Here is a 16,985-nt window from a genome sequence, read left to right as displayed (position 1 = left end):
AGGACGGCGAACAGCACCACTGCCAGCACGAAGGACGCGAACCCCTTGCCCGGAAGAGGCAGGCCGAATTGGCGCGTGGCCGCAGCCGCGGCCACGGTCAGCGCAAGTTACGCCCAAGGGAACGGGGAGGGCAGGCTCGAGGTCCAGATGGCCGCGACGATCGCCACCACCGCGCCGGCAACGACGCCGATCTGAACCAGCGTTTCCCTGCTGAGCGTACCTTCCTGTTCCAATGACTTTTCCAAACTCCACTCCCACAGTACTTTCCGAAGGCTGACTGATTAATCAGTCACATACGGACGGGGCGGAAGCTGCGCCTAGAGTGTCGTGTGCGTGAAGTCGAAACCAGGGGCCTGCCAGGTTAAGAGTCAAACCGGGGCGCGTCAAGCGATGGACTGTCGCCGGAGTGGTGGCCGTGCTAGAGTGTGAATCAATCGTCGGGACCTGAGGAGCGTGATGCGCATCAGCATCGAGTACTGCGTCGTCTGAAACTACGAGCCACGCGCCGCCGGTCTGGCGGCGGAGATCCGGCAACGGTATCCGGAGGCGGAGATATCGCTCCAGCAGTCGTCGGGCGGGGTGTTCGAGGTCACCGTTGACGGCAGGCTCGTCTTCTCCAAGAAGGCGCTCGGACGGCACGCCAAGCCGGGGGAGATCGTGGCTCTGGTGAACCAATGCGCATAGCGCTCTCGACCGGGGGCGGCGATGCGCCGGGGCTGAACGCGGTGATTCGCGGCGCGGTGCTGGCGGCGGTGGGCCGAGGCTGGTCGGTGTACGGCATCCAGCGCGGGTTCGGCGGGCTGCTCGGCAACGATCGCGTCCTCACCCTGGGTCCCAACGAGGTGCGCGGCATCACCCACGTCGGGGGCACCATCCTCGGAACCACCAACCGGGGCGATCCCTTCAAGTGGCCGACGCCACAGCCGGACGGGTCGATCAAGGAGATCGACCGCTCGGACGACGTGCTGGCGGCGTTCGCGGCGCACGGCTTCGACGCGCTGGTGACGATCGGCGGGGACGGTAGCTTGCGCATCGCGCAAAAGTTGTTCGAGAAGGGGCTGCCGGTGATCGGCGTGCCCAAGACGATCGACAACGACGTGAGCGGCACGGTCATGACGTTCGGTTTCGACACTGCGGTCTCGACTGCGACGGACGCGCTCGACAAGGTGCATTCGACGGCGGAGAGCCACGACCGGGTGATGGTGGTGGAAGTGATGGGTCGGTACGCTGGGTGGATCGCGCTCAACGCCGGTGTTTCCGGGAGCGCCGACGTCATCCTGATCCCCGAGATCCCGTTCGACATCGAGAGCGTGTGTCGGAAGATCCGGGAGCGTGACGCGCGCGGCCGGAGGTTCAGCGTGGTCGTGGTGGCGGAGGGGGCGACGCCGAAGGGCGGAGCGCCCGTGGTGCAGGCGGCCGCGGCCGTAGGCGGCGGGATGGAGCGTCTGGGCGGCATCGCCGCGGTAGTGGCGAAGGCGATCGAGGAGCGCACCGGCAAGGAGGCTCGCGCGCTCACCCTCGGCCATCTCCAGCGCGGCGGGACGCCTACGACTTTCGACCGTCTGCTCTCGTTGCGATTCGGCGCCGCGGCCATCCGGTGCTGCGCGACGCGGACGTTCGGCGTGATGGTCGCCCTCACTCCGCCCACCGTCAGTTACGTGTCGCTCAAGGATGCGCTCGCGAAGCCCAAGCTGGTGCCGCTCGACGCCGACACGATCCTGACGGCGCGCGAGATAGGCGTCTGTCTGGGCGACTAGCGCGCGTGCACCCCGCCCGGGACCACTACCTCCCGCCAGATCGCCAGGCCTTCCACTCGGCGCGTCCCGCCACGGGACGCGTCATCGTGATCGCGCCGACCCGCGCGGCCTGCGAGACGATCGAGCTCGCCATGGGCCTTCGGCTCGAGACCGTGCTGGAGACCGAGCACGGCAGTGAGGTCCGGGAGTTGGCGGCGAGCGGCGAAGGGTTCGGCATCGTCGCCGGGACCGGCACCGGCAAGACTCTGGCCGTCCGGCCGATGGCCGAAGCGATCCTGCGGTCGCCGCTCCGGGTCGGCGTGGTCAACCGGGAGCGCGAAGCCACGCCCGAGACGCCGACGTGGAACGTGGTGATCGTCACGACCGGGATAGCGCGGCGGTGGTTCCAGGCCGGCCTGATCACCGGTTCCGACACGCTGGTGGTGGACGAGATCCACCAGACCTCGGCCGAGCTCGAACTGTGCCTCGCTTTGGGCAAGCGGGCCGGGTGCCGCTTCATCTGGCTGTCGGCGACGGTGGACCCGGCGTTCTACGCCCGCTATCTCGAGTCGCGCCGGGTCATAGAGAGCAGCGCGTTCGACCCCGCGCGCGCCGCGCGAGTTCGGATCGTGCCGATGAAGGTCGCCGACTTCCTCGACCCGAAGTTCCTCAAGCGGGTGGTGCGCGACCGGCGCGGGGTGGCCGTGTTCGTGCCCACCCGCGCGGAGGTGGAGGCACTGGCGGCCGAGGTCGGGGCGCGGTGGACGGCCCTCACCACCGCCTTCTATCACGGCGGCGAGCCGATCCGCGTCATCCGGCCGTTCCTCGACGGCAGCGCGCCCAAGCCCTACCTCCTCGCGATGACCGCGGCGGGGCAATCGGCGCTCAACATCCGCGGTCTCGACACGGTCGTCATCCTCGACGCGCGCTACCAGAACGTGGTCACTCGCGGGCGCAACGTCCTCACCCGCCTGCCACTTGGCGCGAACGAGATCCTCCAAATGGCGGGGCGCGTGCACGGACGGGTCGAGGGCGGCGAGGTGACCATCCTGACCGAGCGCGACCTGGACTTCGCCAAGCTCGAGCCGCAGCCCCCCGAGTTCCAGCTGGCCGGCGACACGGAGCGGGTCGCGCTCACCTGTGCGGCGCTGGGCGTGGACGCCCGCGACCTCGACCTGCCGGTCGCGCTGGACCGGCGCGCGTACGCGGCCGCGGTGGAGCTGCTCGAACGGCGCGGCATCGTTGAGAACGGCGCGCTCACAACCTACGGGATCGAGGTGGAGGAGCTGCCGGTCGATCGTCAGTGGGCCGAGCTCCTCCTTCACGCCGACACCGACCTCATCCCCGTGGTCGCGGTGATCGCGGCGGTGGACTCGCTGCACCGCATGACGCGGGAAGAGCGGATGCTGCGCGGGCTGATCGTGCCGGGGTCGGACCACCTCACGGCCTACAACGTCTACGCCGAAGCGGTGAACCGCCACGGTTCGGTCGGCGAGGTGTACGGGCTCGAGCGGCACGTGTTCGGCGAGTCGCTGGCGTCCTGGGCCGAGGAGCGTGGCGTTCTCATGAAGGCGATCGAGGACGCGGCACTGGGTTTCGCCTCGGTGCATCGCGCCCTGGAGCTTTCGTTGCCGGCGCGGCTCGCTCACGCTGACGAGAGCGTGCTGCGAAGGTTCCAGGACCTGCTGGCGCGGGTGATGCCCCTCGACCTCGTCATCGATGAACAGACGGCGACCGGCGATCCGGTGCGGGTCTCCCGCGGATCGGTGTGCGGCACGTGGGGCGGCGTGGCGGGCGCGATCCGCTACTTCGCCGACCGCCAAGGCGTGGCCAGGGCGGCCGTCGAGGGAACGCAGTTGCCGTTCGATCTCATCCGCCATTACGCGCGACCGGACGCGCCGGAGGTGGTATACGACGCGCGTCAGAAGCGCACGCCGCTCGTAGCGCTCCGGCGCCTGCGCTTTTTCGGCTTCGAGCTGGACAAGGAGCTGGAGGTCCTGGACCGCATCCCGCCGGATCTCCTGGGGCCGTCGCGGGCCGCCCTCGTGGAAGCGGTGATGACCGGCGCCGCGCGGCACAAGGACGCGCGCGCTTTGCGTCACACGCTGGAGCGGCTTGGCGAGTTGTACCGGCGTTCGGGCGGCGCGCTGACGAGCGCCTCGGGTGCAGGCGTGCGGGCGGCGCTCGGCGCGCGGCTCAAGAACATGGCGCGGTTCGAGGACTTCCTGAGCGCGGACCTGGCGCTCACGGTGGAGGAGTTCGCGCCTGCGGCGGAGCGGCGCGCGCTGGAGGGGCTGCCTTCGTGGATCCAGCTGGCGGGTGAGCGGTGCCCGCTCGCCTACGAGATCGACGGCGAGCGCGCGATCGTGCGGGTGCGAGTGAAGGAGGGACTCGCGCGGAGCCTCAGGCCGGAGGACCTTCCCGCCCTCGACCGGCCGCTGGCGTTCACGGTGGTGCGTGGCAAGGACCCTGCGTTACGCGCGGGGTCGCTGGAAGAGCTGCGCCGCGAGCTCAACGCCGGGCGGCGGATTGGCCCGCGGCAATCAGCGCGAGCCAAAAGGCGTCGTAGGCGGACCTGAGCGCTTCGCGCGGTGTGCCGGCGGCGAGGCCGAGCGCCACGCCGTCGGCAAAGGCGAGGATGGCGACGGCGACCTCTTCCACGGGTGCGGGAGGCACCGACCCCAGCTCCAGGAACAGCTCGGGCAGGCGCTGGACGAGAGCCCGCCATTCTGGTTCGCGGACCTTTTCGATCTCTACCGCGACGGCTCGATCGTTGCGCGACAGAACCACCACGTCGTGCCAGGCTTGCTCCGAACGACTCGCCACCCCCTCCTCGATGAAGCGCCAATGTTCGTCGAGGGCGGAGAGGCCGCGGGATCGGAACGCCTTGGCGCGATCCCGAGCCCTGGCACCCGCGAGGCGGCCTGCCGCAGCTCGCAGCAGCTTCTCCTTGGTGGAGAAGTGGTAGTACACGAGCGCGCTCGAAACACCGCAGCTGCCGGCGACCTCGGCAACCGTCAGCGACCCAACGCCGCGTTCCGCTATGGCGTCTACGGCTGCGTCAATGATCCTATCTTGCGTAAGGGCAGCACGTTTCATGCTGACTGAGTATTCAGTCAGATACGGTATCAAGTCAAGGGGAACTCGGTGAGTTGGACCGTTTCCAGCCGCCGATCACCGCCGTCGCGGCCCCTCTCATTCTCGAGGAGCGCGTCACTGCCAGGGCGGCGCTGGCCGACGGGACCCATCCTCTACGGCCTGGCGCTGGCGACCTGGGGCGAGCAGACCGCCGGTCGCCAACTAGGCACGGCGTTTCGGCCTCCCTCGGAGGGGGTCTAGCGTCCCAGAGCGAAACCATGCCGGTGCTACATGCGTAGTGGCACCAGCCGGCAACCGGGGTGGGCCCTTCATGATCCTGCAGTCGGTCAACGCCGATATGCTCGTCAACGCGCTGGACGCCGTGAGCGACGCGGTCGTGGTCTGCGACGGCGCCGGCGCCGTGGTGCACGCCAACCGAGGCGCTCGTGAGCTGTTCGGAAGGGGAGTTCCCTCGAGCCGAGCGGACGTGATGCGCCATCCGCTGGCCGCGGTCGCGCGGGAGCAGCGGCTGGGTGGCGCCGCGGTGGTGGTCATCCCGCGCCCGGGCTCGGCCCTCACGCTCGCGGAACGCGAGCGCCAGGACATCGAGCTCGCCCTCGCGGAGTCGGGTTGGCAGCTGGCGGTGGTCGCGCGCAAGCTGGGCATCAGCCGCACCACGTTGTGGCGGCGGCTCAAGCGGTACGGCCTCACTCGTCCCGACCACCTCAGGTCCGTCAGCGAGGAATGACGCTCGGCCTCGCCATTGCTTTCGCGTGGCAAACCCAGGCTGCGCCCTTCCCTGACTCGTCAACCGCCGCCCTCATCGCGAGGGCGCGCGAGCGCCATCGGCAGCTGGACGCCGCGGTACAGAACTATCAGGCCACGATCAGGACGCGCTTCGCCGCCAACGTCGGCCGGGGGCATTTCGCGCGCCTGATCCCGCTGGCCGCCCTCGAACAGGAGGCGGAACTCTCCTGGCAGGCGCCGAACGACGTGCGCGTCGTGACGCTCGGTCAGCGCACGCAGACCGCACTCGTGGGCATGCGAGTCGACGTGGGTTGGACGCGACCGTGGTTCATCCCGCGGTTTCTGGGTGACAGCATCCGGCTCCTGGGCCAGGACTTCCCCACCCGCGCCGCGATCCATCCGCTAGCCTCGGATGGCGACGCCTACTACCGCTACGCCATCGAGGATTCGATCGAGCTGGCGCTGCCGGGGCGCACGGTGCGCGCCATCGGGGTGCGGGTCACGCCGACGCGCTCCGACGCGGCGCTGATAGCCGGCGAGATCTGGTTGGACGCGGAGACGGCCGAGACGGTGCGCCTCACCTTCGCGTTCGTGGGGCGCAAGCTTTGGGCCGATCCGGAAGGGACGACCCACCGCGACAGCGTGCAGGCCGATCGCGCGAACGCCATGGGCATGCGGGTGCTTCGGGTGACCGCCGACCTCGAGTACGGCCTGTTCGAAAACCGATACTGGCTTCCGTTCAGGCAGTCGCTGACGCTGAACGTAGAGCTGCCGTGGATCACGAGCGTCATCGTTCCCATCCACTTCATCACGTCGTTCCGCAACATGCGCGTCAATCACGCGGGGCCCATCGCGTTCACGGTCCCACTGCCCGACACGGGCAGCGCGGAGCGCCGGCGACCACTCAGCCGGGAGGAACGGCGTGAACAGCGCCGTCAGCAGCGCAGTGAGCGCGCAGACTCGCTCGCGCGGCTCGCCAGAGCGCGCGGCTATGTGCGCTCCGGGCGCTGGCCGGGCGGGCGGTACGAAGTGATCGTGCCACCGGATTCGACGCTGCGGGCCTACCGGGGCTGGACGGACACGATGCGACTCGGTCAGGAGGCCGAGGATGTGCAGCGGCTCGAGGATGCACGCCGAGAGCTGATGGGCACACTGGAGCGGCTGCCGGTGGAATTGACGGGCCGCCCTCGGCTCACCTTCGCCGTGGATCGGCTGGCGGACATCTCGCGCTACAATCGTGCCGAGGGGCTGTCGTTAGGCGGGGGATACGCATGGCGTCTGGGCGCTCCGTTCGTCACGGCCAACGTACGAGGCCGTTACGCCTTCACTGACCGGCGGTTCCAGGGCTGGCTGGGTCTGCGGCGCGACGCACCCGGCGTGCGCACCGAGCTCGCGGTGTTCCGCGAAATGCGGGATGCGGACCCATTGGCGCCGGGCCTGACGTCCGGCAACACGTTCTCATCGGCCTGGTTCGCGCATGACGACGGGGCGTACGTCTTCTCGCAGGGCGCCGAGGTCCGGCACCAGCGGCCGTGGGGCCATCGGGCGGATCTCACCTTCGAGCTGCGGGCCGCACGAGAGTCTGCTCCTCGACGTCTCGCGAGGTCCGGAGTGAACGACTTCCTCGGCGGCGACGGGGCCTTTCAGCCGAACCAGCCGGTGCTCGCCGGAACCTTCGTGACGGGGAGCGCCGAGGCGGCCGGCGGCGGTCCGGCTCTCTCGTGGCGCGCGGGCCTCGAGGGGACGGCGGGCGAGCGGGCGATGGGACGCGCGTGGCTCGCAGCGACCCTGCGCTCGACCCTTCCATTGCGTCTGGACCTGACCGCCTACGGCACGGCGGGCGCAAGTGCCGGCGACAGCGTTCCCCAGCGCCGGTTCCGGCTGGGCGGCGCCCGCACCTTGCGCGGGTACGACGCGGGCACCTTCCAGGGTGTATCGGCGTGGTCCCTTGGTGTGGATGTGGGGTTCCGGAGGCGGCGGCTCATCTCTCCCGTCGGGTTCGTGGATGTCGGGCAGGCGGCAGCGCGCGGCCTTTCGTTCAGCGGGGACCCCTCGGCCTCTGCCGGCGTCGCCCTTTCGGCGCTGCGCGGCACGGTGCGCTTTCAGGCGGCTCGGCCTCTGATCGGTGGCGCCGACTGGCGCTTCGACCTGATCCTCGGAGCGCGCCGCTAGGCAACCGCGCTGCGCGTTCGTAGGTTCCTTCACCATGTCGATAAGGCCGATCCTCATCCGGGCGGCCGGAGCGTGCATCTCCGGCGCGCTGGTCGCGTGCGCGGGTGACCACGACGAGGTCACGGGGGCGGGCGGACGGACGGGCCGGCTGCTCATGGAGCGCGAGGGCCGCGGATCGGCGCGGCTGGTCGAGGCGCCGGCGCGCGCGACCTGGTGCGAGTCCGACAGTGCGCTCGTGATCGTGGCGGTGGATCGCGCGTGGACCGGAGGAATCGCGCTGCGCGTCGCGTGGCCGATCACCGCACCGCGCACCTTCACCGTACGCCGCGGGCTCGAGGGCGCCGGCACCGCGGCGGCGGTGCTGCGGTCGATGGGAGACAGTGTCGGACCCGCGCTCCTGGGAGTGAGCGGGACGGTGAGAGTCGAGGCCGTAGCGGCGGCGACCGGGCGCCTCGACGTGATATCCGAAGCAGCGGACGGCTCGCCGGTGCGGGTGACCGGCAGCTTTCGTGCGGTGCCCGTCACGGCCGGCTGCAACTCGACTACCCCGTCCCGGTGACGCTCTCAAGCAGGCTGCGCGATCGTGACGGTGCGGCCGGGCTCGTAGTGGGCGCGCTGACGCTGGCCGCGCTCCTGGTGATGAGCGGAGGCAGCGCCGCGCGCTGGCCCTGGCTCGGCTTCCTCTGGCTGGCGGTGGTGCCGTACATGGCGCTGCTCCTGCCGGATGCACAGGGACGCATGCGCGGGGCGGTCGCAGCCCGGCCGGCGCTGGCAGGGTGGATCGCGGCGGGACTCGCCGCGTACGGGGCTGCCGTCGGGATCGCGGGCGGTACCGGTGCATGGTACAACGCGCTGCTATGGCCGGCGTGCATAGCGATCGCGATGGCAGGCGTGCGAGGCGAGGGTGACGCCGAGCCGTCGGCCGGCCGGATCCTGCTCAGCGCGCTCGGGGTCTGGATGCTGGCGGGCGTCTGGGACCGCGCGCTCCGCATCCGCGTTCCCGGCGGGACGCAGGTGGGGCTCGCTTACCTCGCCGCCATAGACCTTGGCCTGTTCATCTTCCTGGTGGTGCGTCCGCTGAAGAGCCTTGACGTCCGGGTCGGACTCAGGATGCGGGAGATCGCCATCGCCTTGGCGGGTGTGGCGATGATCGTCGCGGTCGCTCTGCCGCTCGGACTGGCCGTCGGGTTCCTGCAATTCGAGACGAAATGGCTCGGAGTGCTTCCGTCCGCGGCGCGGCTGTTCGGGCTCATCCTGTTCGTCGGTCTTCCGGAGGAGCTGCTGTTCCGGGGTCTGATGCAGGAAGCTTTCACGCGGATCTGGACGCCGAGGGTCGGTCTCCTCGTGGCGTCGGTGGTCTTCGGTTTGTCTCACATCGTCAAGAGTCCGTGGCCCAACTGGCGGTACGCGCTCCTGGCGACCTTGGCCGGCCTCGCGTACGGTTGGGTGTACCAGCGCACCCGGAAGCTGACCGCGGCGGCGGTGACGCACGGCACGATCGACTGGATCTGGAGTACGTTCCTCCATTCCTGACGCGCCGTCTCACGACCGGCCCTACGCCGGAGCCGATGCGCCGCTCTGCGTCGTGCATCTCGATACCGAGCGCGGGTGGCGCGGTGGGGAACGGCAGGCGTTCTGGCTCGCCCGCGAACTTCGCGCCCGGGGACACCGTTCGATAGTCGCGGCGCGGCCCGAGGGCGAGCTCTTCGCGGCGGCTCACGCGGAAGGCATCGAGACCTGGCCGACATCGCCGCGCTTCGAGGTGGATCCGCTCGCCGCGTGGCGGTTGGCGGGGCGAATCATCGACGCGGACGCGGACATCGTGCACGCCCACACCGCCCACGCCGTGGGGCTGGGAGCGCTGGCGACGCTGCGTACCCACGCGGCGCTGGTGGCCACGCGGCGCGTTGACTTCCCGCTGCGGCGCAATGCCGGGACGCGGTGGAAGTACGACCGCGTGGCGGGCCTTATCGCCATCTCGAGCGCGGTGCGCGACGTGCTCGTGGCGAGCGGCATCGTGCGCGAACGCATCGCCGTCGTGCCGTCCGGCGTTGACCTGACGAGGACGATCGTGCCGGCGCCGGCAGCGACGCTGGGAGCGCTGGGCGTCCGGCCTGGCGCTCCACTGGTCGTAATGGTGGCGGCGCTGGTGCGACACAAGGCGCCGCTCACCTTTGTTCGCGCGATCGCCGCGGCTGTCAGGGACGCCGATCTTCAGGCGCTGCTCGTAGGTGACGGCCCGCTGGCCGGCGAAGTGCGCCGCGAGCGTGACACTCTAGGGCTCGGCGGCGTGCTGCACCTGGCGGGGCAGCGCTCCGACGCCGACGCACTCATCGCGGCGTGCGACGTCTTCGTCCTGAGCTCTCGTGAGGAGGGACTGGGCACGGTGCTGCTGGACGCGATGTCGTGCGGCAAGCCGGTCGCGGCGACCAGCGCGGGCGGCATCGGCGACGTGGTGGAGCACGGGGTGACGGGACTGCTGGTGCCGGTGGGAGAGGCGGCGGCGCTCGGGGCCGCGATCGCCAGCCTCTGTGGCGATGCGGGGCGACGGGCCGCGATGGGTGAAGCAGGGCGGGTCGGCGTTAGCCGGTTCGGTGTGGAGCAGATGGCGGAAGGGACGCTTGGCGTGTATCGCCGCGCGCTGGGCCGGTAGGCGATGGGCCGCGCGCGCGTCTCGCGTTCGGGGATCCCGCTCAACGCCTCTCCCCAGACCCATGCCAAGGTCCTGTCGTGGTTCGGGCAGTGGCGTCGCGGCCGCGTCTTCGACTGCCCGGCGGGCGCGGGGGCGCTCGCGCAGGAGTTGGCGGCGATGGGGTTCGTGGTCGTGGCCGGCGACCTCGACCGGCGGCCGGGTCGCGAGGTCGGGGCGCGGAGACTCTGTGCCGACCTGAGCCGCACGCTCCCGTTCGCGGATGCGAGCTTCGACTACGTGGCATGCGTCGAGGGGATCGAGCACCTCGAGCGCCCGGTGGACGCGCTGCGCGAGATGCGGCGCGTGCTGCGTCCGGGTGGCCGGCTGGTGCTCACCACGCCGAACGTGCTTCACTTGGCCTCGCGGGTCAGGATGCTCCTCACCGGGTTCTGGAGCTCGGCGCCGCGGCCCTTCGACCCGGCCGAGGCCATTACGGGGCTCGAGCACATCATGTTGCTCACCTACCCAATACTCGCGTATTTCCTGTCACGGACCGGGTTCGCCATCGAACGGCTGGAGACGAACCGCGTGGTGAAGGGAAGCCTGCCGTGGGCGTGGCTGGCGCCTATCGTGACCCTGGCCACTCGGCTCGCAGTACGGCGGCCAGCGGAGCAGGAACACGGGCGCGTGCTCACGGACCGGCGGTTCCTGTTTGGCCATACCCTTTGCTTCCGGTGCCGCGCCGTGTGACACCCGGCCCGAGGGCGCGGCGTCTCCGCCGGTGCCTGCGACCTTGCGCTTGGGGCCGGGCGAGGGCGCGTACGGCAGTTCCCGATTCGGCCTCATCGCCGACGATAGGTTGAAGGAGTGCCGGCACGTGGTCGTGGGTCGTCGGTGCGTTCACGAGGCTGATGCGCCGGCGCTGGCTACCCGCTGTCGCTGCCGGCCAACGGCCGCCAGATTGACTGGACATGCCACCACTCTCGAGGGCCACGCCGCAGCCGGGAGAAGCTGCGCCGAGGCCGCGACACCTCTTCGTCACGCAGAACTACGCCCCCGAGCTCGGCGGCATCGCCCGCCTGCATGTGGAGCTGTGCCGCCGTCTGGCACACGCTGGAGGCGTGCGGGTGTCCACTGTCTACCAGGGCGATGCGCTAGCCTTCGACAGGGGCGAGGGCTATCCGATCGAGCGGATGCCTTTCGCACGCGCGGGCGCGAAGCGCCTGGTAAGCCAGCTACGCTGGGCGCGCCGCCTCGTTGCGCAGCCTGGGGCCGTCCTGCACTGTGGCAACATCCGGCCGGCCGGCTACGCGGTCTGGTACGCCCACCGCCGCACTGCCGTGCCCTATCTGGTGTACGCCTACGGCCTCGACCTAGTGAAGGAGTGGCGCAAGATCGCGGACCACCCGCTGAAGCGCTGGGCCGCGCGGCGTATCCTCGGCGACAGTGCCGGCATCGTCGCGATATCGGCCTGGAGCGCCGAGCTGGCACGTACTGTCATGCGCGAAGCTGGCGTGCGTCGGCCGCCTCCGGTAGCGGCCATCGACTTGGGCACGGACCCCGCCTTCTTCCGGCCCGATCGTGACACCGGCTCGTTGCGCCGGCGCTTCGGGTTCGGCGATGCGCCGCTTCTGCTGACCGTCGCCCGTCTCGTCCCCCACAAAGGCCAGGACGTCGCGTTGCGGGCTCTGGCCGCGTTGCCGCCCAACGTCAGGTATCTCGTGGTCGGCGCTGGCGACGACGCCGGCCGGTTGGCGGCGATCGCCGAGCAGGCCGGCGTTGCCGATCGCGTGGTGTTCGCCGGAAGTCTCTCGGACGACGAGATCGCCGAGGCCTACGCGACGGCGACCGTGTACGTCGGCCTGTCGCGCGAGGAGGGTGTGCAGGCCGAGGGCTTTGGCATCGCGTTCGTCGAAGCGGCAGCGAGTGGGACGCCGAGCGTGGCCGGTGACTCTGGAGGCGTGCGTTCGGCCGTCCGGGATGGGGAGACGGGCTTCCTCGTCCCTCCGACCGATCCAGCCGCCGCCGCCGCGGCGATCCGCCGCCTGCTCGGCGACCCCACGCTTCTGCTCAAGACGGGACGTGCCGCCAGGCAGGCCGTGGAGACGCACTATAACTGGGATCGCTTCGCCCGCGAGACCGTGGAGTTCGCTGACCGCGTGACAGCGGTCCTTCCCAACGGGAGTGGCGCGTCGCATGGCCCGAGGCGCTAGATTCCAGCGATGGATCAGACCTATTTCCGCAAGGGATTCGGCCTCAAGGGCGAGATCCAGGGCGCGCTGACGGACGATTACCACAGCGCTCTCGTGGACGAGGTGCGGGCGCGGGGCTACGAGTTGACCGTTGAAGGCCTCACCGTGCGGCTGGCCAAGGAGTTCGGGTTCTGTTACGGCGTGGACCGCGCGGTCGAGTATGCCTACGAGACACGGACCAAGTTCCCCGGCCGCCGGATCTTCCTGGTCGGGGAGATCATCCACAACCCCCACGTGAACCGGAAGCTCGCCGACATGGGCATCGTCCTCCTCGAACGCACTACCGAGGGCGAATTCGACCTGTCTGCCGTGACTGCCGACGACGTCGTGATCCTGCCGGCGTTCGGTGTGACGAAGGGCGATTTCGACCGCCTGCGTGCCCTCGGCTGCGTGCTGGTGGACACGACGTGCGGGTCGGTGCTCAACGTCTGGAAGCGCGTGGAGAGCTACTCGAAGGACGGCTTCACGGCGCTCATCCACGGCAAGTACGTGCACGAGGAGACGAAGGCCACCGCGTCGCAAGTCACGAAGTATCCGGGTGGACGCTACGTGGTGGTGCGGGACATGGCCGAGGCGCGCGCGGTCTGCGACTTCATCGAGCGGGGTGGGGGCGCGGGCGTGCTGCGCGAGCGGTTCAGGAAAGCGGCGTCGCCGGACTTCGATCCGGTGCGCGACCTCCAGCGGGTCGGGGTGGCGAACCAGACGACGATGCTGTCGAGCGAGTCGCTGGCCATCGCGGCCGAGGTGCGCCGGGCGATGGTAGCGCGCTACGGCGAGGCGGAGGCGCACAATCGGTTCCGAAGCTTCGACACGATATGCTCGGCCACGCAGGACCGGCAGGACGCGGTGCTGCGGATGCTGGAGGGCGGCGTAGACGTCGCGGTCGTCATCGGCGGATACAACTCGAGCAACACGAACCACCTCGCGGCGTTGTGCGCTGAGCGGGCGCCGACTTACCACGTTGAGGACTCGGCGTGCATCTCACCGGAGGCTCGTACGATCCGGCACAAGCCGGCAGGCGCGCACGAGGCGGCCCTGGCCGCTGACTGGCTGCCCGCGGACGCGCGGGTAGTCGGCGTTACCGCCGGCGCTTCGACGCCCAACAACCGGGTGGGCGAAGTCATCGAGCGGGTCTTCGCGACGCGGGGAATCGAAGTGGTGGTGGCGATGAACAGTTAGGCGGGAGCCGGGAGCCGGGAGCCGGACCTTCAGTGTGCCACCCAAGGTACGGCTCCCGGCTCCCGTCAATGAAAGTCATGTGACTCCACGAACGCGGCGCCGGCCTTCGGGTCCGGTGCCGCGAACTTCTTCCCGCGTACGTTGAGCACGCCCTGTTCTTCCTGAAGGATGCCGCGGACCACGAGCAGGGGTGAGCGGACGACGAGCTTCTTGTTCGCCTCGAAGAGCTGGGGCGTGATCACGATGTTGGCGAGGCCGGTCTCGTCTTCCAGCGTCACGAAGCAGAACCCCTTCGCGGTGCCGGGCCGCTGGCGGCAGATGACGATGCCAGCGACGGAGACCCAATCGCCGTCCTTCCGGCGCGCGAGGCCGGCGGCGGTGGTGACGCCGCGTCGGTGCATCGCCTCGCGCAGGTGGCGCATGGGGTGGCCGGCGGGAGAAAGACCGGTCACGCGGTAGTCGGCCTCGGTGAGCTCGATCGGTGCGAAGGGCGGCACCGGCGCGGGACGGCGGTCGCCCGTCACAGGGGCGAGCGGGCCGGCGGCGCCGCGCGCGTGCTTGAGCAGCTCCCAGAACGCCGAGCGGCGGTTGGGCCAGAGTGAGTCGAATGCGCCGGCCTCGGCGAGCGAGCGGAGCTGGGCGACGTTGAGGCCGCCGGCGCGCACCCACCCTTCGAGCGAGTCGGGGCGCCGGCCGCTCAGCAGCGGCTCGAGGCACTCCTTCGCCTTCGCCCCGAGGCCGTGGATGTAGCGAAGACCGATGCGCAGGGCAGAGGGCACGGGCGCACGGACGCACGGCCGCACAGTCGAGGCGACGACGCAGTCTCTGTGCCCCGGTGCGCCCGTGCGCCTTTGCCCGCTGTCTTCCACCGTACAGTCCCATCCGCTCCGCATCACATCCACGCCGCGCACTTCCACGCCGTGCCGTCTCGCGTCTTCCACGATCGTGCCCGGCGAGTAGAAACCCATCGGCTGCGCGTTGAGGAGCGCGCAGGTGAACTCGACCGGGTAGTAGTGCTTGAGGTACGACGAGGCGTAGACGAGCAGCGCGAAGCTCGCGGCGTGGCTCTCGGGGAAACCGTAGTCGGCGAAGGCGGAGATCTGGTTGAAGATCCGCCGCGCGACGTCGGGCTCGATCCCGTGCTTCGCCATGCCGTCGATGAGCTTCCGGCAGATCTTCGCCATGCGCTCGTGCGAGCGCTTGTGGCCCATCGCGCGGCGCAACTCGTCGGCCTCGCCCGGCGTGAAGCCCGCGGCGGCGATCGCTACCTGCATCCCTTGCTCCTGGAAGAGCGGCACGCCGAGGGTGCGCTCGAGGATCGGCTCGAGCGAGGGGTGCGGGTAGGTGACCGGTTCCTCCCCCGCACGACGCCTGAGGTACGGGTGGACCATCTCGCCCTGGATGGGCCCGGGCCGGATGAGCGCCACTTCCACCACCAGGTCGTAGAACTTCCGCGGCGCGAGGCGTGGCAGGGTGTTCATCTGCGCTCGCGACTCGATCTGGAAGACGCCCACCGTGTCGGCGCGGCAGATCATGTCGTAGACGGCCGGGTCGTCCATCGGGAGCTTCGCGAGGTCGATCGTGACGCCGCGGGTCTCGCGGATGAGCTTGATCGCGTCCTGGATCAGCGTGAGCATGCCGAGGCCGAGGAGGTCGATCTTGATGAGGCGCACCGGGTCGAGGTCGTCCTTGTCCCACTGGATGACGGTGCGCTCCGGCATCGCGGCCGGCTCGATGGGGACGACGTGAGCCAGCGGCTCCCTCGAGAGGACGAAGCCGCCCACGTGGATCGAACGGTGCCGCGGGAGCTGGTGCAGGCCGCGGACGACTTCGGCCAGCCGCTGCACGCGATGGTCCGTGGGGTCGAGGTCGGCTGCCGCTGCGCCGCCGTCGGCGAGCTTCTCGCCCGTCTCTCTCGCCCCGTCGCGGTCCGCCTCGTCGGCCAACTTCTCGGCCTGCTGCACGGAGAAGCCGAGGACGCGCGCCGCGTCGCGCACCGCGGCACGACCGCGGTAGGTGATGGCCTCGCAGACCATGGCGGCGTGGTCGCGCCCGTAGCGGCGGTAGACGTACTGGATGACCTGCTCGCGGTCGCGGTGAGCGAAGTCGATGTCGATATCGGGCGGGTCGCGCCGCTCCTCCGAGAGGAAGCGCTCGAACAGCAGCTCCATCCCGATCGGGTCCACGGCGGTGATGCCGAGGCAGTAGCAGACGGCGGAGTTGGCGGCGGACCCGCGTCCCTGCGCCAGCACGCCGAGGCGGTTGGCCTCGCGCACGATGTCCCAGACGATGAGGAAGTAGCCCGCCAGGCCCAGGCGCGCGATGATGTCCAGCTCGTGGCGGAGCTGCTGGCGATGACGAGCCGTGAGCCGGGAGCCGTACCGTTCGCGTGCCCCGGAGGCCACCAGCGAGGCGAGGTAGTCGTCTGCGGTGACGCCGGGCGGCAGCGGGAACGTGGGGAGCGCGGGGGTGAGCTGGCCCATCCGGAAAGCGCACCGCTCGGCGACGTCGCGCGTGGCGGCGAGGCCTTCGGGGTAGTGGCGCCAGTGGTGCGCCGTCTTCTCCGGGCGTTTGAGATACCACTGGCCGTTGGGCCGGAGCAGGGTGCCCGCCTGGTCGAGCGTCGTCCGGTGGCGCAGGCAGGTCAGCACGTCGTGGACTATGCGCCCCTTCGGGGTCGCGTAATGGACGTCGTTGGTGACGAGCCAGGCGAGGTCGAGCGAGCCGGCGAGCGCGATGAGCCTGGGGATCAGCGCGCGCTCCTCGGCGAGCGCGTGATCCCAGCACTCGACCGCGACGTTCCCGCCGAAGACCTCCGCGAGCCGGCCGAGGCACTCGCGGGCGCCGGCGTCGTCCCCCTTGGCGAGGCGCTGCGGGACCTCGCCGAAAGGACAGCCGGTGAGGCAGAAGAGTCCCGCGGCGTGGCGTTCGACGTCGAACCACGAAACGGCGGGGGCGCCACGATCGCCGCTGCGCGCCGCGGTGACGAGGCGGGAAAGGTTGCGGTAGCCGCCCTTTGACATCGCGAGCAGCGTGAGGTGTGACAGCGGGCACAGCCGCACGGGCGCACCGGCGCACTGGGCCCTCTCGGTGCGGCGGTGCGGCGGTGCGGCTGTGCCCGCTCCAACCGTGAGCTCCAGGCCGATGATGGCCTCGACGCCGTGCTCCTTGCCCGCCTCGGCCCAGCGC

Annotated in this window: 14 protein-coding genes; 11 read left to right on the top strand and 3 right to left on the bottom strand. The window is 70.3% G+C overall.

Going from position 1 to position 16,985, the window contains the following annotated elements; all coding sequences use genetic code 11:
* Positions 1-107: 107 nt before the first annotated feature.
* A complete protein-coding gene (locus Q8Q85_01965; protein ID MDP3773011.1) occupies positions 108-245 on the bottom strand; it encodes a hypothetical protein in 138 nt (45 codons plus the stop codon).
* Between the two features lie 211 nt (positions 246-456).
* On the opposite strand from Q8Q85_01965, the gene Q8Q85_01960 reads away from it, so the two are divergent.
* The 3 genes from Q8Q85_01960 to Q8Q85_01950 are packed head-to-tail and all read left to right on the top strand — an operon-like array spanning position 457 to position 4,315.
* Entirely contained in the window at positions 457-684 is a 228-nt protein-coding gene (locus Q8Q85_01960) for a SelT/SelW/SelH family (seleno)protein (protein ID MDP3773010.1), read from the top strand.
* On the top strand, positions 675-1,757 hold the full coding sequence (locus Q8Q85_01955) for an ATP-dependent 6-phosphofructokinase (GenBank protein MDP3773009.1): 1,083 nt from the start codon (positions 675-677) through the stop codon (positions 1,755-1,757). The genes Q8Q85_01960 and Q8Q85_01955 overlap by 10 nt, the downstream gene beginning before the upstream one ends.
* Before the next feature lie 5 nt (positions 1,758-1,762).
* A complete protein-coding gene (locus Q8Q85_01950) occupies positions 1,763-4,315 on the top strand; it encodes a DEAD/DEAH box helicase (GenBank protein ID MDP3773008.1) in 2,553 nt (850 codons plus the stop codon).
* Here Q8Q85_01950 and Q8Q85_01945 read toward each other — a convergent pair.
* The gene (locus Q8Q85_01945; protein ID MDP3773007.1) at positions 4,248-4,835 is read right to left on the bottom strand and encodes a TetR/AcrR family transcriptional regulator; all 588 of its coding nucleotides are present in this window, start codon (positions 4,833-4,835) and stop codon (positions 4,248-4,250) included. The two genes, Q8Q85_01950 and Q8Q85_01945, sit on opposite strands and share 68 nt — an antisense overlap.
* A 310-nt stretch (positions 4,836-5,145) precedes the next feature.
* Here Q8Q85_01945 and Q8Q85_01940 point away from each other — a divergent pair, with 310 nt between their 5' ends.
* From Q8Q85_01940 to Q8Q85_01905, 8 genes are all read left to right on the top strand, one after another.
* The gene (locus Q8Q85_01940; GenBank protein ID MDP3773006.1) at positions 5,146-5,562 is read left to right on the top strand and encodes a helix-turn-helix domain-containing protein; all 417 of its coding nucleotides are present in this window, start codon (positions 5,146-5,148) and stop codon (positions 5,560-5,562) included.
* Positions 5,559-7,733, top strand: a complete 2,175-nt coding sequence (locus tag Q8Q85_01935; GenBank protein ID MDP3773005.1) for a hypothetical protein — start codon at positions 5,559-5,561, stop codon at positions 7,731-7,733. The genes Q8Q85_01940 and Q8Q85_01935 overlap by 4 nt, the downstream gene beginning before the upstream one ends.
* Before the next feature lie 34 nt (positions 7,734-7,767).
* Complete coding sequence (locus Q8Q85_01930) at positions 7,768-8,292, top strand: hypothetical protein (protein ID MDP3773004.1); 525 nt, start codon at positions 7,768-7,770, stop codon at positions 8,290-8,292.
* The gene (locus Q8Q85_01925; GenBank protein MDP3773003.1) at positions 8,289-9,266 is read left to right on the top strand and encodes a CPBP family intramembrane metalloprotease; all 978 of its coding nucleotides are present in this window, start codon (positions 8,289-8,291) and stop codon (positions 9,264-9,266) included. The genes Q8Q85_01930 and Q8Q85_01925 overlap by 4 nt, the downstream gene beginning before the upstream one ends.
* A gap of 52 nt (positions 9,267-9,318) precedes the next feature.
* Positions 9,319-10,386, top strand: a complete 1,068-nt coding sequence (locus tag Q8Q85_01920) for a glycosyltransferase family 4 protein (protein ID MDP3773002.1) — start codon at positions 9,319-9,321, stop codon at positions 10,384-10,386.
* Positions 10,387-10,389: 3 nt separating this feature from the next.
* A complete protein-coding gene (locus Q8Q85_01915; protein MDP3773001.1) occupies positions 10,390-11,115 on the top strand; it encodes a methyltransferase domain-containing protein in 726 nt (241 codons plus the stop codon).
* 221 nt (positions 11,116-11,336) lie between these two features.
* Entirely contained in the window at positions 11,337-12,578 is a 1,242-nt protein-coding gene (locus Q8Q85_01910; protein ID MDP3773000.1) for a glycosyltransferase family 4 protein, read from the top strand.
* Between the two features lie 9 nt (positions 12,579-12,587).
* A complete protein-coding gene (locus Q8Q85_01905; GenBank protein MDP3772999.1) occupies positions 12,588-13,796 on the top strand; it encodes a 4-hydroxy-3-methylbut-2-enyl diphosphate reductase in 1,209 nt (402 codons plus the stop codon).
* Between the two features lie 65 nt (positions 13,797-13,861).
* On the opposite strand, the gene Q8Q85_01900 is transcribed toward Q8Q85_01905, so the two are convergent.
* Positions 13,862-16,985: error-prone DNA polymerase (locus Q8Q85_01900; GenBank protein ID MDP3772998.1), on the bottom strand; the 3,124-nt coding region annotated here is incomplete at its 5' end.

This window comes from Gemmatimonadales bacterium (assembly GCA_030697825.1).
Classification (GTDB): domain Bacteria; phylum Gemmatimonadota; class Gemmatimonadetes; order Gemmatimonadales; family JACORV01; genus JACORV01.
This window is presented reverse-complemented; position numbering and strand designations above follow the sequence as displayed.